We start from the raw sequence: 15,488 nt of genomic DNA, 5'->3' as shown, positions 1-15,488 counted from the left end.
TGAAATCGTGCACCTACTGCCCCGAAGAGGCCCTTTCATGATCCGTATGGTCCCGCTTATCGCCGCGCTCGCGCTGCTTGCCCCGATAGAGGCTGGCGCCCAGTCCAATCGCGCGCCCATCACCCGCGGCGCAACCAGCGGAGACCTGGCAACGACCGTCAATGATATGCGCCAGCGCATGGCGCAGATGGATCTGGAGCAGAAGCGTCTGGAAGACGAAATCAATCGTCTGAACGGCGAGGTCGAGACCCTGCAATTCCTTCTGTCCCAATCGCGCGATGAGTCCGAACGGATGCAGCGGGACGACCAGCGCATTGGCCAGTCCATCCGTGAGCTGACCGAGCAGAATGAGCGCCTTCAGCGCCAGATCTCCGCCCTGCAGGAGGACGTCAGTCAGAACCGCGCTGAGGTCGATGAGGTTCAGGAGACAGCGCCGACCACGAGCCGGAGCGAGACCCAGACGTCTTCAGCGACCGAGATGCGCGGAACCAGCAATAGCGGCGCGAACTCGCAAGAGCGGGCACCTGCGACAACGCAAACGGGTGACGCGGGCAATCCGAATTATCAAGGCTCGCTCGGTACGTTGAGCGCCAGCGACCTTCCGGGTGAGGCAGGCCCGCTTTTTGCGGCGGCGAAATCCCGCCTCCTGAAGTTTGACTATGCCGGCGCCGAGGAAGCGTTCCGTGCCTTCCTTGATCGTTTCTCTGATGATCCGCAGGCAGGCGAAGCGCAGTACTGGCTTGCCGAAACCCTGTTCCAGCAGGAAGCCTATGGCGAGTCCGGTGAGGCCTATCTGAAAATGATCCGCGAATATCCAGACGATGCGCGCGCGCCGGATGCGCTCGTCAAGCTGGCCCGCTCCATGCGGCTTGTTGGTGATACCGACCGCGCCTGTGAGGCTCTGGATGTCCTGCCGCAGCAATATCCGAACGCTTCGGGCGTGACGCGTAACCTCGCGGCCCTGGAACGCACGCGTGCAGGGTGCAGCGCCTAGACGCCTATAGCTGTCAGCTCATCGATGCGGTGGCAGCCGGGTCGCAAGGCCCGGTCTGCGTTGCTGTATCGGGTGGGGGCGACTCGCTCAGCCTGCTGAACCTTGCAGGAACGTGGGCAGAAAAGCGCGGCCGCGACCTGCTCGTCCTGACGATTGATCATGGCCTGCGCCCTGAAGCGGCCAAAGAGGCGCGCTGGGTGGCTGATCTGGCTCATGATCGCGGGATTGCCGCTGAAATCCTGACATGGTCGCCGGACAAGCGCAGTCAGAATGCTGCCCGGAGGGCCCGGCATATCCTGCTGGCAGAGGCTGCACGCAAGGCAGGCGCAGGCGCCGTGCTCCTCGGCCATACGCTGACAGATGTGGTGGAGACGTTGTTGATGCGTCTGTCGCGGCCAGTACGGCTTGCGGGTGCGGTTGGGCCGCAGCCGGTCTCCATCTGTCCGGTCTGGCCTGAAGGGCGCGGTATCCTGCTGGCGCGGCCGCTTCTCGCCTCACGGCGAGAGGAGCTTGTCGCGGACCTTGAGGCGAGCGGGCAGGACTGGATCAGCGACCCCAGCAATGATGCAGACTATTATGAGCGTGTGCGTGTGCGCAGGCTCCTTGCGGCGCTGGATGGCGCGCAGCTGGGGCGGATCGGTTTCGACGCTATGCGCCTCCGGGCGTTTGAGGACTTGCAGCTGTCGAGGCTGTTGACCGGGGCGGTGCGTACAGATCCGAGCGGCCTGATCGAGGTCGAGCTCGGGCGGGTTGAAGCTGCGCTCGCAGTTTGGGCCCGGTTTCTCGATATGCTTCTGCAGGCAGCGTCGGGGAGCAGCCATGGCGCGCCGGCTCCGTCTCTGTCGGCGCTTGCCGAAACGATCGTCTCTGACGGGCCGGGGAGCCGTGTCACGCTGGGTGGGGCGTGGGTGCAGCGTCGCGGCGACCATCTGCTAATTGGGAGAGACCCCGGCGAAGCGCGCAAGACGTGGAGTGATGGTGTGTGGGATGGGCGCTACCAACGTCTGGATATCGATGACAGAGCCGACGCATCAGAGACAACGGCGCTTCCATTCCTGGTGCGGGATAGTGCGCCGGCTGAGGCTGCTGAAGAAATCATCTCAGCGAGGCTGGCGCAGTGGAGCCAGGCATTGAGATTAAGTGCGCAGTTCAGCGCCGCGATGGTGCAAGACGTTTGAGGCGCGCTACCAGACGCCCCGGCTGAGCCCGCTCCAGAGATAGCCGCCCAGCGTTGGGGCAAAATACTGCTTCGATGGCAGGTCGACTTTCTGTGGGCGAAGTGAGCTGTTGATTGCGTCCTCCATGGCGCGCACGACGATATCGCGGCTGCCTGCAGCCATCCGCCAGAGATAGGTGTGGAAGTTATCTTCCGGTTCGGCCCGGAGGCGCGACTGGTAGAGGATGTCGCCGGTATCCACGCCATGATCGACGAGGTGTACCGTGGCGCCGAAATGCTCCGGCTCTCCGTTGGCGAGGGCGAAATAGCCGCCGAACATGCCGCGATAGGCCGGATTGATGCCAGAATGGTAATTGATGAACGGCGCGTCGATACTGGCGAGCGTCTTCTTCGAGATCATGCGCGTCGAGACCACGAACACAGCTTTCGGGTTGAGCGACTTCAGCGTGGCGCGGCACTGATCGGAATTCACCGATGGCACGTCGATTATACGCATGTCGCTGCGTGGTTCAGGTTCCAGCTTTTCGCGCGCGATGAGCTTGGCAATCGTGTCCTGGCTGCCCTTGCTGGTGAGTTTGATAGGAATGCGCGCAGCCTGCATGCTGGCTACCTTCAACGGCCCGAGAAGTTTGCGGCGACGACGCCACAGCGTTGATTGTGACTCGCCTTCCTCGCGGATGACCTGGAAGTCGCCGAAGCGCTCCCTTAGCGTATTGATCATGATCCAGGCGTGCGGGCCGCCTGCCGTGAGCGCAACGATCTTTGGTGCCGTAGCCATGTCAGCTTCTCTCCCTGAATAGGACAGTCTGACAGGTGGATTGCAAGTATCAGGCTAGTTCTGTCGGGACAGCTAGCCTATTGAGCGAACTGCATCGGCGACTTCATTGACCGCGGTTTCCATGGCGTCGGCATCTTCTGCCTCTGCCATGACGCGGATAAGTGGCTCGGTGCCTGACTTTCGAATGACGAGACGGCCTGAGCTGCCGAGCCGTGCCTCTACGGCGCTGATGACCTGCTTGACGCTGTCCTGCTCCAGCGGCGCCTCACTCTTGTATCGGACGTTTACGAGCTTCTGCGGCACGGGCTCGAAGACTCTCGCAATTTCCGACAGTGGCTTGCCGGTCTCCACCATGACGGCGAGGGCCTGGAGCGCGGCGATCATGCCGTCGCCGGTGGTGACATGGTCAGAGACGACGATATGGCCGGACTGTTCGCCGCCAAGATTGAAGCCGCCCTCGCGCATCCGCTCGACGACATAACGGTCGCCAACCTTGGTGCGTTCAAGGCTGAGGCCTTGGGATTTGAGGTAGTTCTCAAGGCCCAGATTGGACATGACGGTGGTGACTACGCCGTCGCGGGCGAGCAGGCCGCGCTTTTTCCAGTCGCCGGCGATCAGGCCGATCAGCTGGTCACCGTCAATCTCATTGCCCTTTTCATCGATGAGGATGCAGCGGTCGGCATCGCCATCGAGCGCGATACCGATATCGGCGCGATACTTAACCACCGCTTCGCGGAGTGCCAGCGTATGCGTGCTGCCGACTTCCTGGTTGATATTGAAGCCGTCCGGCGCCACGCCGATCGGAAAGACTTCGGCGCCAAGTTCATAAAGGGCGGTCGGGGCGACCTTGTAAGCTGCGCCATTTGCGCAGTCGACGCAGACGCGAAGGCCAGACAGGCGCATCCCGCGTGGAAAGGTTGCCTTTACGATCTCGATATAGCGGGCCTGCGCATCATCGACGCGGCGGGTGCGCCCCAGCGCAGACGGCGCCGCGAGTTTGTCGTCGAGCGCGCGGTCCATCCGGCTTTCAATTTCGAGCTCGATTTCGTCGGAGAGTTTGTAGCCGTCTGGCCCGAAGAGTTTGAGGCCATTATCCTCGAACGCATTGTGGCTGGCAGAGATCATGACGCCGAGATCTGCGCGCAGCGAACGGGTCATCATGGCGACGCCGGGCGTCGGCAGTGGGCCGAAGAGGGTCACGTCCATACCAACCGAAGTGAAGCCTGCCACCAGCGCAGGCTCGATCATATAGCCAGAGAGGCGTGTATCCTTGCCGATCACGACCGAATGGCGCCGTGTGCCGCCGCGGCGGAAATACTTCCCAGCGGCCATGCCGAGACGCATCGCGATCTCAGGTGTCATCGGCGGCGTGTTCGCCGTGCCGCGAATGCCGTCTGTACCGAAATATTTGCGCGTCATTGGCGGCCTCCCGTCTTCCAAGCGACTTCGCATACATTCACTGAACGTGCCAAGTCCGTGAAAGCCACTATAGCCTCAAGTTGCAACAATACCTTTAACCAAAGCGGGTAATCACCTTATCAGGTGAAGCCTGCACCCTTCTGGGGAACGAGGGCTGACATAAAACGTCACGCTTTTTGCAATGACCTGTGGCCTTCCGGTTTTCTAGAGGAAGGCTGAGCACTCACGGAGGCGACACATATATGTGCGGTATTATCGGTATCCTCGGCAACGAGCCTGCAGCGCCGCGGCTCGTTGATGCGCTGAAGCGTCTTGAGTATCGCGGTTATGACAGCGCCGGCATTGCGACCATCGACGCCAGCGGCAAGATGGACAGACGCCGCGCGCCGGGCAAGCTTATCAACCTGGACGAGGCGATTGCCGCCGATCCGCTGACCGGCAATCAGGGCATAGGTCATACCCGCTGGGCGACGCACGGTTCACCGACTGTGGGCAATGCGCACCCGCACGTGTCCGGGCCGGTAGCCGTGGTTCACAATGGGATTATCGAGAATTTCCGGGAGCTGCGCCAGGAACTGGAAGCCGAAGGCCACCATTTTGAGACAGAGACAGATACCGAAACGATTGCCCACCTCATCGCGTCCAACCTGAAGAAGGGGATGGGTGAGGTTGAGGCCGTAAAAGCCGGGGTGGCGCGCCTGCATGGGGCATTCGCGCTTGCGCTTCTCTTTGAAGGCCGATCCGACCTTCTGGTCGGTGCACGCAAAGGTTCTCCGCTGGCGATTGGCGTGGGCGAAGGTGAGATGTTCCTTGGCTCTGACGCCCTCGCGGTCGCGCCTTTCACCAATCGCGTCATCTATCTCGAAGAAGGCGATGTCTGCGTCCTCAGCCATGAGAGCTATGAGATATTTGATCGCAAGGACAAGCCGGTCGAGCGCGCGGTCAGCATTGTGCAGGGCGCGGGCGCTGCAGCAGAGAAGGGCAATTATCGCCACTTCATGCAGAAGGAAATCTTCGAGCAGCCAGACTCAACGGGCCGCACGATTGGTGCCTATACGAATATCCTTCGCCAGACCGTTGAGCTGCCCGGTGAGGGCGCCGACGCGATCGACTGGTCCGAGGTGAAGTATCTCTACATGATCGCCTGTGGCACGGCCCACTTTGCGACGCGTGTGGCCGAATACTGGTTCGAGCAATGTGCCGGCCTGCCGGTCAAAACCGATATCGCGTCGGAATTTCGCTACCGCGAACCTGCGCTCGCCAAGGAGGGCGGCCTTGCACTCTTTGTCAGCCAGTCAGGCGAAACCGCCGATACGCTGGCGGCGCTCCGCTATTGTAAGGAGCAGGGACTGAAGACGGCTGCGGTTGTTAATGTGCCGACGTCGTCAATTGCGCGCGAAGCTGATCTTGTCCTGCCAACACTGGCCGGCCCGGAAATCGGTGTTGCGTCCACCAAGGCGTTCACCGCGCAGCTGGCAGCGCTAGCAGCAGTAGCCATTTCCGCTGGCCGGGCGCGTGAGCAGATTTCGCGGGACGCTGAAATCCGGCTTGTGCGCGCACTGACTGAACTGCCACGCCTAATGTCGACAACGCTGCAGCTTGATGAGCGGATTGCAGAGCTCTCGCGCGACATCGCGAAGGCAAGTGACGTCATCTATCTCGGCCGGGGCGTGCACTACCCGATTGCGCTTGAGGGCGCGCTGAAGCTGAAAGAGGTCAGCTACATTCACGCGGAAGGCTACGCATCTGGCGAGCTGAAGCACGGTCCGATTGCGCTCATCGATGAAGAAACGCCGGTGGTGTTCGTCGCGCCTTTCGATGGGCTGTTCGACAAGTCGCTGTCCAATTTGCAGGAAGTCGCGGCCCGCCGGGGCGAGGTTGTCCTGATTTCTGATGCAGCCGGTGTGAGAGCAGCGGGTGAAACCCCTGCAAGCCGGATCGAACTGCCGGACTGCGACCCGTTCATCGCGCCGATCCTCTATTCGCTTCCGATCCAGATGCTCGCCTATCATGTGGCGGTGGAGAAGGGCACTGATGTGGACCAGCCGCGCAATCTCGCGAAGTCCGTCACGGTCGAATAGCGGCCAGCTTCATACTCAGAAGCCAGACACGAAAAAGCCCCGTCAGCGTCGCGCTGGCGGGGCTTTGTCTCGTTTGCCTGACGGTTTCTAGATCAGGAGCCCGGATCCGAGCATCACGAAAGCGCAGAGGCTGGCGGCCATCGGGAGGCTGACCAGGAGTGCGAAGATACCCTGACGGGTTTCAGTGGAGGAAACGCTCATTGTTTTTTGTCCTTCTCAAAAGAGCCGGGCAGGCGAGCCTGTCTGCTCCGGTAAGAAGGATATAGCACCGTTCAATCTGGCAATCAATGAATGATTTCAAAATTATTTAGTGTTCAGTCTCCGGCGTCTTTTCGATGCCTTTGGCGAGGCCCGCGATGATGATGTCGAGGACGCCATTCAGCTCACGGCGGAGCTTCGGGAGGGTGAGGCGGGAGAAAAGCTGCGGAAACCGGTACTTCATCAGCGCCGACTGGATCATTTCGGCGGTGTAGTTGCAGTCAGCAATTGGCGCGAAGTCGCCGCGCTCGACGCCGTCTTCAAGAATTGTGCAGAGGTAGATGCGCTCCTGCGCCAGACCTTCATTCATGAAGAGAGGGCGTTCCTCACCAAGCACCTCTGCGACTTCGAGGATTTTCGCTTCGCGCTCTATCGCATCGAAAGTCTGGTCCAGATTGTAATGAAAGACCTGACGCAGGCGCTGAGCTGGCGGGCCGTTGCTTCGCGCGATCTCTGAATAGGACTGGTAGAGCTCTGCGTTAAACTGGCGCGCCATTGCCTCGGCGATATCCAGCTTGGACGCAAAGAAACGATAGATATTTCCCGCCGACATATCGCAATCGCTTGCGATTTCGGACATGGTTGTTTTGCCATAGCCGTAGTGTTTGATACGGTTCATGGCCGCATCGAGGATCTGCTCACGGGTCTTGGATTTGTCACTCATGGCCTGAAGATACGGAAATCGTCTGAATGATCAATAAATTCTTCAGCGGCCTCTTGGCACAGGAAGGCTGATATGCAGACCATTGGAGTATTGGGCGCGGGCGCCTGGGGAACAGCGCTTGCGGCGACCGCCGCGAAAGCCGGGCGCGATGTCCGGGTCTGGGCGCTGGAAAGCGAAGTTGCCGAGGCGCTGAGCGCTGGCAAGGGGAACCCGGTTTTCCTGCCGGGTATTGATCTACCCGCCATGCAGGCATCAAACGACATGTCCATCCTGGCTGGATGCGAGGCCATACTTGCGGTCGTGCCAGCCCAGCATGCGCGGGCAAGCTTTGAAAGGCTTGCCGAACACCTGTCGCCCGGCGTGCCTGTGCTGCTTTGCTCGAAGGGTATCGAGAAAAATACGCTGAGCCTGATGACGGATGTCGTGCATGAGACGATGCCGAAAGCCACGCCAGCCGTGCTGTCCGGCCCAAGCTTCGCGGCAGATGTGGCGCGCGGCTTGCCGACTGCGGTGACGCTTGCCTGCGCCGATGTGAAACTTGGCCAGACGCTGATGCAGGCCATCGGACGGAGCGCCTTCCGTCCCTATTGGTCGAATGATCTGATCGGTGCTGAGATTGGCGGGGCTGTAAAGAATGTGCTCGCCATCGCTTGCGGGATTGTCGAAGGCCTGGAGCTTGGCAAGTCGGCCCATGCGGCGCTGATCTCTCGCGGCTTTGCGGAGATGACGCGACTTGCGGTCGCGATGGGCGCGCAGCAGCAGACGCTGGCAGGCCTCTGCGGCCTTGGCGACCTTGTCCTCACCTGTTCGTCGACGCAGTCGCGGAATATGAGCTTTGGCAAGGCGCTGGGGCAGGGCCGGTCAGCGGAAGATATTCTCGCAGAGCGCAATTCGGTCACTGAAGGCGTCGCAACGGCACCTGCGCTGACAGAGCTCGCCGCGCGCGAAGGTGTCGCCATGCCGATCTGCTATGCGGTCCATGAAATTCTGGCCGGTCAGAAGAATGTCGATGAGGCAATGACCGCGCTTCTCAATCGTCCATTTACGCACGAAGGTCTCTGATATGGCGCAATTCCTGATCAATGCCCGCGACAAGGCTGGCGCGCTTCCCCTGCGCATGGAGAACCGGCCAGCTCACCTCGACTGGGCGAAAGCGCATGCCGACAAGATCCTGATGGCCGGACCAGTTTTCGCCGATGATGGCGAGACGTTTGCCGGGTCGACCTTCGTGGTGGAGTTTCCGACGCTTGCCGATGCCAAGGCGTGGGCGGCGGATGACCCGTACGCGAAGGCGGGTCTGTTCGACGCGGTGGAGATCCGTCCCTTCAGATGGCTGCTCGGCGTCGGAAAGCCGGAATAGGACGACCTCAGATGCGCAAATTTGTCAGTGGCAACCTGAATTATTCCAGCTGGTCTATCAGGGCGCTCCTGATGGTTCGGCATCTGGGCCTCGAGGTCGAAGAGGAGATCGTCCCGCTGGATTTTCCGGACACGACGGCGCGGCTTGCTGAGATCAGCCCGACGCGGAAAGTGCCGCTCCTGCTCTGGGATGATGAGACGGTCTGGGACTCTCTTGCCATCATCGAATGGCTGGCAGACCGTTATCCCGACGCAGGGGTTTGGCCTGCAGACCCCAAGGCGCGGGCCAGAGCACGCGCTATCTCAGCAGAGATGCATTCAGGCTTTCCGACGCTCCGGCGCGAATGTCCGATGGATATCCGCTCGCGTCATGGCCGCCCGGAAATGTCCGAAGCGCTCGCCAATGACATTCTGCGCGTCGATGCAATCTGGAGCAGCGCGCTGGAAAAGTCTGGCGGGCCGTACTTGTTTGGTGCCTGGAGTGCAGCTGATGCGGTCTATGCACCTGTCGTCACGCGTTTCCTGACCTATGACCTGCCGCGCTCAACAACGGCGCAGGCCTATATGGTGGCCGTCATGTCCCATCCGCTGATGGTCAAGCTCGCCGCAGAAGCGGCGGCAGAGCCTTGGTGGATCAAGTATGACGAAAACGGCCGTAGCGCCGGCTTTACGTCTTCGGAAGATTCATGAGGTCATAGCCGAGGTCGTGACGGAAAAGCTCCGTCACGCGGCCCCGGTAAATCTCCAGCGCTTCACCTGAGAACTGCTCGCTAAGCGGCGTCTTGCGGAACTGGAGCACGTTCGCTTCGGCGTCCGGATCGACCTTCTTGGCCATCGCTTCCTTGGTGCCGGCCTTGAGCGCGCCGTCCAGTGCCTTGGAGGTCAGGCTGATCTGCCAATGAGCGGCCATACCGCCAAGAATGGCGCGCGGATTGGCGCGGGTGTCTTCATAGTGCACGCGGTAAATGCGGTCGCCCGCCTTTTCGAGGATGTCGCCCCAGCGGTTCCAGAAGCGGGCGAGCCAGTAGAGGTCACAGCGATAGACCGAGCCTGACGGGTCGCCGCGAAGATAGTCCAGCCAGTCCACCTCAAGCTCATGGTTCCACTTGGCATGGTGGCTGGCGAGGATGGACATCGGGTGGCGCACGAAAAGAACGTAAGGCGGCAGGCCTGCAATGCCGCGCGCCCATGTCCAATCAGCCAGCTTGTGCGGGATGGTGTGGCTGAAGGCGAGACGCGGCAGCTCCGGGAAGGTCGGTTTGTCCTTCGGCCAGCCGATGTAGGGACGCACCGCATTCTCGGAGAAGTATTCCGGGCGCGGCACCCCGTAGGTGTCGGCAAGCGCCACCGAGAACATGTATTTGACCCAATGGGTGCCGGAATTCTTCGACGTGACCAGCACGCCATCAAAGGCGCGGTGGCGCAGGACGGAGAAGTTTCCCCAATTGTCCTTGCGGACACGTTTTTCGTAGGCGTCGCTCATGGGCATGGCTTGTACAGCGCCGCGCCCGCTCCTGCCAAGCGGTTCAGTTCAGGCCCGCCTTGCGGCGCCAGATCTGGATGAGGTCGCGCTGGTTGGAATTGGCCCGTCCGTCTGTCACGGCGACATTCTCCAGCATGGCGCAGAGGTCGTCGAACTCTTTCGGTCCCATGCCAGGAGAGTGAATAACGATGTCGCTCATACGAGCCATCACCTTCTGGGGTGGCGGTGCATTGCGAACGGCCCAGCCAGCCTTCGCCATCAGGTCTTCGGCGTCCATTTCCGAGCATCCAAAGTGTGCCTTTATTTCGTCCCGGATCGCAGCATCCTGGCGGTCAGAGAGCGCGCCTTCGGGCCCAGCGATCTGCATCATCATGACAACGGCAGCCTGACGAGGGTCAGTTACCGATCCCAATGGAGTTCCGTCCGGCTTTGGCGCCGTGCTTTTGCTGGCTCGGCGCCCCGCAAGGGTACGAGCAGCACGATAGGAGCCGCGTGCCGCGGTCGAGATCATCCGGATCCGGTGATACCAGAGCGCAAGCGCTGCCACGACGCCAAAAATCGCAAGCAAAATGTGCATGGAAAAAAACTCCCCGGCGGGTCTGCCGGGGAGTTTATGACTTCCGGTCCTGCAGCGAAAGCTGCAAGCGCTGCGGCTTACTGTTCGTCAGCTTCCAGTTCAGGGTCTGCGTCCGGGTCCATTCCGGGGCCGACAGCTTCTTCCTGGATATCCTGATTGCTGACATCCTCGCGGTTCATGTGCGCCTGGGTCACGACATAGGCACGGATCGCTTCGGAGTCTTCTGGTGTCAGGACGTCGCTGAAGGACACCATGCCATTGCCGGCGAGGGCACCATTCATCACGACATTGTTCCAGGCATCCGCGCTCGCCGTGTAGGTCGACCAGCGAAGATCTGGCAGCACGCCGGAGCTGATGCCGAGCAGACCGTGACAGACGCCGCAGTTGCGCGAGTAGTGGATAAGGCCGGCCTCCAGCATCTCTTCGTCACCAAAAGGCTCTGCCTTTGGCTCTGGTTCGACGATGAGATCGGTATCGAGTGGCGGGATTTCAGCTTCGCCGCCAAGCTTGAAGGTGATCACCTTGCCGAGTGCTGGTGGCACAGCGTCCTTGAACAGCATGCCCGCAGCGAGACCATAGGCATGGCCCCAGCCAGTCGTGATGGTGACATACTGTTCGCCATCGACCTCATAGGTCATCGGACCGGAGAGCGCGCCGGAATTGAGCTGGTCGCTCCACAGTTCTTCACCTGTTGCGCCGTCATAGGCTGCGAAGGTGCCATCAAGCTGGCCCTGGAAGATGATGCCGCTTGCGGTGGAAAGAATGCCGCCATTCCAGCCAGCACCATGCTCAACTGTCCAGCGGGCCTCCTGAGCGACTGGGTCCCATGCCACCAGCGTGCCTTTTGCGGCTGCGCGCAGCGCCTGGACGGTACCTTCAGGATAGCGAAGCGGCATGCCGGCGGAGAAGTCCATGCCGGTATTCCACTTGGCGGGCTTCGACTGGAAGCGTGGGTCTGTGATGTAGGCCTGACCAAGCTCCATCGCAGGGATGTAGACGAGGCCAAGATCCGGGTTCATCGCCATTGGATGCCAGTTGTGGGCACCGTATGGGGCAGGGACCTGCACGAAACCAGCATAGGTTTCGGGGTCGTTGTTGCGCGCTTCAGGGTTTTCGATCGGACGGCCATCCTCATCGAGGCCTTCAGCCCAGTTGATCGCGGCATAGGGTTCACCGGAGATCAGCTCGCCAGTCTCTGCGTCGACAACGTAGAAAAAGCCGTTTTTTGGCGCCTGCATGGCGACGCGGCGGGTTTCACCGTTCTCACCCACTGGCAGGTCGGCCAGCATGATGTGCTGGGTGGCGGTGTAGTCCCAGTTATCGCGCGGCGTGGTCTGATAGTGCCACTTATACTCACCCGTCGTGGCATCGACTGCGACGATGGACGAAACAAAAAGGTTGTCGCCGTCGCTGTTCGGGTCGCGCAGATCTGCGTTCCACGGAGAGCCGTTGCCAACGCCGAAGATGACCTGGTCGTTCACTTCGTCATAGACGATCGCGTCCCAGACTGTGCCGCCGCCGCCATCGCTGACCCATGCGCCATCATCGCCCCATGTGTCATTGGCGAGTTCTGCGAAGATCGCATCGGAGGCTGCGCCGTCCGGTTCCTTGTTCGGGTTCGGCACCGTGTAGAAGCGCCAGTCGAGGTCACCCGTCTCTGCGTCATAAGCAGAAAGGTAGCCACGGACGCCGAGTTCGGCGCCGCCATTCCCGATGAGGACATTGCCTTTGACGATGCGCGGCGCGCCGGTGATCGTGTACGGCTTGGACTGGTCGACGGTGACGACGCTCCATTCCACTTCGCCGGTTTCGGCATCGAGGGCCTGGAGGCGGCCATCGATCACACCGACATAGACCTTGCCATCATAGACAGCGACACCGCGGTTTACGACATCGCAGCAGGCTTTCACGCCAACTGCGCGGTCGACTTCCGGGTCGTGCACCCAGAGCTCTTCGCCGGTGACAGGATCAAGTGCGTAGACGACCGACCAGGAGGAGGTGAGGTACATCACGCCGTCGACGACGATCGGCGTCGATTCAATACCGCGCCCGGTATTCAGCTCATACGTCCAGGCTGGCGCCAGCTCAGAGATGTTCTCTGCGGAAATATTAGTCAGCGCAGAGTGGCGCTGCTCTTCATAGGTGCCGTTATAGGTCAGCCACTCGGCAGGCGTTGAGGCTGCATTCGAGAGGCGGGCCTCATCGACAGCGGCCGCGCCGGTCGGAGAGGCTTCATCTGCCTCGGGTGGGTTTGGGGCTTCGACATCGGCCGCGTCCTCAGACGGGTTTCCGCATGCCGTCAGCCAGAGTGCAGACAGCGCAGCCGTCGCAACCAGGCGTACAGGTTTCATGATCCCTCCAGTGTTTCCTCAAGACCGGCCTTATCATTGCCGTGGCCGATGCCCGTGTCATGCTACGGTTTTCGATAGCCTTGTCGAGGTGGACGCAACGTCAGGGCAGGAGGGCATTTTCAGCGCGTTGCGGCGACCATGAGATCGGCCTGCGCGGCATTGATGGCGCCTGCGATCGCGGTGCGCCACTCGTCGAGGGTCGAGGCAGACTGGGCCTCTGGCGGGAAGCTGACAGAGCGAGATGCGCTGACTACGCCGCCGGAAAGGCGGTTTCCGCGCAGGACAAAGCCGCTCATGGCGTCTGCGGCCCCTGCGCCCTGTGCGCCATAGCCTGGCACGAGGAAAAGCGCGTCGGGTGCCAGCTCTCGCAGGCGGCGGGCTTCCTGTGGGCCGGTTGCGCCGGTGACGAGCATAAGACCAGACCAGCCGCTCTCGCCCCTGAGGCGTTCGATCATTGGCGCGAGCGCTTCGACGATGCGCTCATAGAGGGGCGCACCCTCGAGCGATTTCGACTGGAAGTCGGCAGAGCCGGGATTGGAGGTGCGGGCAAGGACGATGACGCCTTTGCCGTTCGCTTCGGCTGCCTTCACGTGCGGCTCCAGCGTGTCGACGCCCATATAGGGGTTCACCGTCAGCGCATCGCTGGGAAAGGGCGCGGTTTCGGCGAGGAATGCGGCCGCATAGCCTTCGGCGGTTGAGCCGATATCGCCGCGCTTTGCGTCCATAAGCACGACGAGGCCAGCGTCGCGTGCGGCTTCCAGAATGCGGGTTAGTGCACGCATGCCCTGCCAGCCATGACGCTCATAGAAGGCAGATTGAGGCTTGATGACGCCGGTGCGGCCCTTGGCAGCCTCGACCATCGCAAGGCCCCAGGCCTCGACGCCTTCTGGCGTGTCACCGCCGAAAATGTCCGGAATACGGCCAGCATGCGGGTCGAGGCCAACGCAGAGCGGGCCATACTCATCTGTGGCTGCAATGAGCCGGTCAGCGAAATTCATGAGTCTGCTTCCGGTTCGTCGACCTTGCAGGCGACCTTCACGACCTGGAGGCTCTGGCGGACGCGGTCAGCAGAGCCGCCATAAGTGCCTGGCTCAAACGGAACGGGGCGTTCACCCAGGGGGACGACGTCCTGCTCGGCAAGGAAGGTGCGGATGGTTTCGGGCGACGCGCTATAGAGGCGGCCACGACGGGGGCTTTCAGCGATGATGACGCCGCGAACCTTGCCTTCTGCGTCGTAAACTGGGCCACCGCTCAGGCCGCCAAGCGTGCCTTCAAGATCAGAGGTGCGACCGGTCTCAGCCCAGGCGAGCACGGACTCTTCACCGGTACGGCGACCGCGAGAGATCAGGCGGGACCGGGAGATCAGACGGCTGGCAGCTTCGCCGGGGCGCCCCTGCGGATAGCCGACATGGTAGCCATAGCTGCCAACGCGAAGATCGTTGGAAATGTCGAGCGCGACCGGGGCGAGGCTTGGCGGCGCATAGAGCAGCGCGAGGTCATTCGTGTCCGAGACAGAAAAGTCGCGAACCGGGAGATAGCGGTTCGGGGCGACGAGAAGCCAGACATCATCGCACCCATCGACGACGTGGCGGGCGGTCAGCCAGTAGCCATCCGTATTGATCGAGAAGGCGGTACCGATGCCGTCGCGCGGCGCTTCCACACGCACCAGAACAGCCTCATCAAAGGCAGATGGCGGCGGCAGCGTCGCGCCTTCGCGTTCAACGGAGTCCGGCGTCGCTGGCGGCGCATCTTGGTTTGGCGAAATAGAGAATACGCCAATGACCAGCGCCGCGAGCGCAAGCAGGTAGAAAACCCAGTCTGGAAGGTGGCGTAAGATAGCTCGCTCCCTTTAGCCGAGGCGCTGAAGTGCTGGATCCCAGAGGCCTGCTGCGAGCAGCATGGCGCTGGCAAGCTTTGTCCCGATGAGCACGATAGCTGCGCCGGCTTCATCTTCCTGGATGCGACGCGGCAGATCCCGCAGGAGAAGGTCAGTGAAGCGATAGGCAAGAAGCTGCAGTATCAGCGAGACCATGCCCCAGAGGATCAGGTCAGGCAGCGACACACTCGAGGCGAGGCATGATGCGAGTGGAATTGCGAGGCCGACAATCGCGCCGGAAAGGGCAAGGCCTGCAGTCCCATTGCCGCCGCGCACAAGCGCGAGCTCTTTCCACGGTGTCAGCAGAATATAAATCGCCACGGCGACAATCAGCATGAGGCCGGCCGTGCCGGTCCACATCAGGAATGTCGGAAAGCCTTCCTGAAAAGACTGAAAAACCGCACCCATGGAAACCTCTACTGTTCTGTTCTGATGGTCTGTCCTAAACAAGCCGGACCAACCACTCAAGCA

At 61.3% G+C, this 15,488-nt stretch carries 15 protein-coding genes; 6 read left to right on the top strand and 9 right to left on the bottom strand.

Annotation, left to right across the window (positions count from 1 at the left end):
- Window positions 1-37: 37 nt before the first annotated feature.
- Both ybgF and tilS read left to right on the top strand, forming a co-directional pair.
- Entirely contained in the window at window positions 38-994 is a 957-nt protein-coding gene (gene ybgF, locus KUV46_05080) for a tol-pal system protein YbgF (protein ID QYJ01770.1), read from the top strand.
- Complete coding sequence (gene tilS, locus KUV46_05075) at window positions 982-2,172, top strand: tRNA lysidine(34) synthetase TilS (protein ID QYJ01769.1); 1,191 nt, start codon at window positions 982-984, stop codon at window positions 2,170-2,172. The genes ybgF and tilS overlap by 13 nt, the downstream gene beginning before the upstream one ends.
- Before the next feature lie 6 nt (window positions 2,173-2,178).
- Here the strand turns inward: tilS and KUV46_05070 are convergent, their stop codons facing one another.
- Both KUV46_05070 and glmM read right to left on the bottom strand, forming a co-directional pair.
- Entirely contained in the window at window positions 2,179-2,949 is a 771-nt protein-coding gene (locus KUV46_05070) for a formyl transferase (GenBank protein ID QYJ01768.1), read from the bottom strand.
- Window positions 2,950-3,021: 72 nt separating this feature from the next.
- The gene (glmM, locus tag KUV46_05065) at window positions 3,022-4,368 is read right to left on the bottom strand and encodes a phosphoglucosamine mutase (protein ID QYJ01767.1); all 1,347 of its coding nucleotides are present in this window, start codon (window positions 4,366-4,368) and stop codon (window positions 3,022-3,024) included.
- 242 nt (window positions 4,369-4,610) lie between these two features.
- Here glmM and glmS point away from each other — a divergent pair, with 242 nt between their 5' ends.
- On the top strand, window positions 4,611-6,449 hold the full coding sequence (glmS, locus tag KUV46_05060) for a glutamine--fructose-6-phosphate transaminase (isomerizing) (protein QYJ01766.1): 1,839 nt from the start codon (window positions 4,611-4,613) through the stop codon (window positions 6,447-6,449).
- Between the two features lie 307 nt (window positions 6,450-6,756).
- Here the strand turns inward: glmS and KUV46_05055 are convergent, their stop codons facing one another.
- Window positions 6,757-7,371 (bottom strand): TetR/AcrR family transcriptional regulator, encoded by a 615-nt coding sequence (locus tag KUV46_05055; protein QYJ01765.1) that lies wholly within the window; start codon window positions 7,369-7,371, stop codon window positions 6,757-6,759.
- 72 nt (window positions 7,372-7,443) lie between these two features.
- Here KUV46_05055 and KUV46_05050 point away from each other — a divergent pair, with 72 nt between their 5' ends.
- The 3 genes from KUV46_05050 (at window position 7,444) to KUV46_05040 (ending at window position 9,420) form a co-directional block, all read left to right on the top strand.
- Window positions 7,444-8,433 (top strand): NAD(P)-dependent glycerol-3-phosphate dehydrogenase, encoded by a 990-nt coding sequence (locus KUV46_05050; protein ID QYJ01764.1) that lies wholly within the window; start codon window positions 7,444-7,446, stop codon window positions 8,431-8,433.
- A 1-nt stretch (window position 8,434) separates the two neighbouring features.
- Window positions 8,435-8,731, top strand: coding sequence for a YciI family protein (locus tag KUV46_05045; GenBank protein QYJ01763.1), 297 nt, complete (start codon window positions 8,435-8,437; stop codon window positions 8,729-8,731).
- A gap of 71 nt (window positions 8,732-8,802) precedes the next feature.
- On the top strand, window positions 8,803-9,420 hold the full coding sequence (locus tag KUV46_05040; protein QYJ01762.1) for a glutathione S-transferase: 618 nt from the start codon (window positions 8,803-8,805) through the stop codon (window positions 9,418-9,420).
- Here KUV46_05040 and KUV46_05035 read toward each other — a convergent pair.
- The 6 genes from KUV46_05035 to KUV46_05010 form a co-directional block, all read right to left on the bottom strand.
- Window positions 9,398-10,213, bottom strand: a complete 816-nt coding sequence (locus KUV46_05035) for a hypothetical protein (protein ID QYJ01761.1) — start codon at window positions 10,211-10,213, stop codon at window positions 9,398-9,400. The genes KUV46_05040 and KUV46_05035 overlap by 23 nt on opposite strands.
- A 43-nt stretch (window positions 10,214-10,256) precedes the next feature.
- Window positions 10,257-10,790: a hypothetical protein gene (locus KUV46_05030; GenBank protein QYJ01760.1), complete on the bottom strand. Its 534-nt coding sequence runs from the start codon at window positions 10,788-10,790 to the stop codon at window positions 10,257-10,259.
- Window positions 10,791-10,867: 77 nt separating this feature from the next.
- Window positions 10,868-13,141, bottom strand: a complete 2,274-nt coding sequence (locus tag KUV46_05025) for a PQQ-dependent dehydrogenase, methanol/ethanol family (GenBank protein ID QYJ01759.1) — start codon at window positions 13,139-13,141, stop codon at window positions 10,868-10,870.
- Between the two features lie 119 nt (window positions 13,142-13,260).
- Window positions 13,261-14,139 carry an orotidine-5'-phosphate decarboxylase gene (pyrF, locus tag KUV46_05020; protein QYJ01758.1) on the bottom strand — a complete coding sequence of 293 codons (879 nt, stop codon included), beginning with the start codon at window positions 14,137-14,139 and terminating at the stop codon, window positions 13,261-13,263.
- A complete protein-coding gene (locus KUV46_05015; protein ID QYJ01757.1) occupies window positions 14,136-14,807 on the bottom strand; it encodes a serine protease in 672 nt (223 codons plus the stop codon). Before KUV46_05015 ends, pyrF begins: the two co-directional genes overlap by 4 nt.
- 183 nt (window positions 14,808-14,990) lie before the next feature.
- On the bottom strand, window positions 14,991-15,425 hold the full coding sequence (locus tag KUV46_05010) for a DUF350 domain-containing protein (GenBank protein QYJ01756.1): 435 nt from the start codon (window positions 15,423-15,425) through the stop codon (window positions 14,991-14,993).
- Window positions 15,426-15,488 lie beyond the last annotated feature (63 nt).

The sequence above is a fragment of the Thalassovita mediterranea genome (assembly GCA_019448215.1).
Taxonomy (GTDB): Bacteria; Pseudomonadota; Alphaproteobacteria; order Caulobacterales; family Hyphomonadaceae; genus Henriciella.
The sequence above is the reverse complement of the archived record's forward strand: the minus strand, read 5'-3'. Positions and strand labels throughout refer to the sequence as shown.

What these genes read in the sequence shown, in the direction of transcription:
- ybgF (QYJ01770.1), top strand. Translation starts at nt 38, where the DNA reads ATGATCCGTATGGTCCCGCTTATCGCCGCGCTCGCGCTGCTTGCCCCG.
- KUV46_05070 (QYJ01768.1), bottom strand. Translation starts at nt 2,949, where the DNA reads ATGGCTACGGCACCAAAGATCGTTGCGCTCACGGCAGGCGGCCCGCAC.
- glmM (QYJ01767.1), bottom strand. Translation starts at nt 4,368, where the DNA reads ATGACGCGCAAATATTTCGGTACAGACGGCATTCGCGGCACGGCGAAC.
- glmS (QYJ01766.1), top strand. Translation starts at nt 4,611, where the DNA reads ATGTGCGGTATTATCGGTATCCTCGGCAACGAGCCTGCAGCGCCGCGG.
- KUV46_05055 (QYJ01765.1), bottom strand. Translation starts at nt 7,371, where the DNA reads ATGAGTGACAAATCCAAGACCCGTGAGCAGATCCTCGATGCGGCCATG.
- KUV46_05050 (QYJ01764.1), top strand. Translation starts at nt 7,444, where the DNA reads ATGCAGACCATTGGAGTATTGGGCGCGGGCGCCTGGGGAACAGCGCTT.
- KUV46_05045 (QYJ01763.1), top strand. Translation starts at nt 8,435, where the DNA reads ATGGCGCAATTCCTGATCAATGCCCGCGACAAGGCTGGCGCGCTTCCC.
- KUV46_05040 (QYJ01762.1), top strand. Translation starts at nt 8,803, where the DNA reads ATGGTTCGGCATCTGGGCCTCGAGGTCGAAGAGGAGATCGTCCCGCTG.
- KUV46_05035 (QYJ01761.1), bottom strand. Translation starts at nt 10,213, where the DNA reads ATGAGCGACGCCTACGAAAAACGTGTCCGCAAGGACAATTGGGGAAAC.
- KUV46_05030 (QYJ01760.1), bottom strand. Translation starts at nt 10,790, where the DNA reads ATGCACATTTTGCTTGCGATTTTTGGCGTCGTGGCAGCGCTTGCGCTC.
- KUV46_05025 (QYJ01759.1), bottom strand. Translation starts at nt 13,141, where the DNA reads ATGAAACCTGTACGCCTGGTTGCGACGGCTGCGCTGTCTGCACTCTGG.
- pyrF (QYJ01758.1), bottom strand. Translation starts at nt 14,139, where the DNA reads ATGAATTTCGCTGACCGGCTCATTGCAGCCACAGATGAGTATGGCCCG.
- KUV46_05010 (QYJ01756.1), bottom strand. Translation starts at nt 15,425, where the DNA reads ATGGGTGCGGTTTTTCAGTCTTTTCAGGAAGGCTTTCCGACATTCCTG.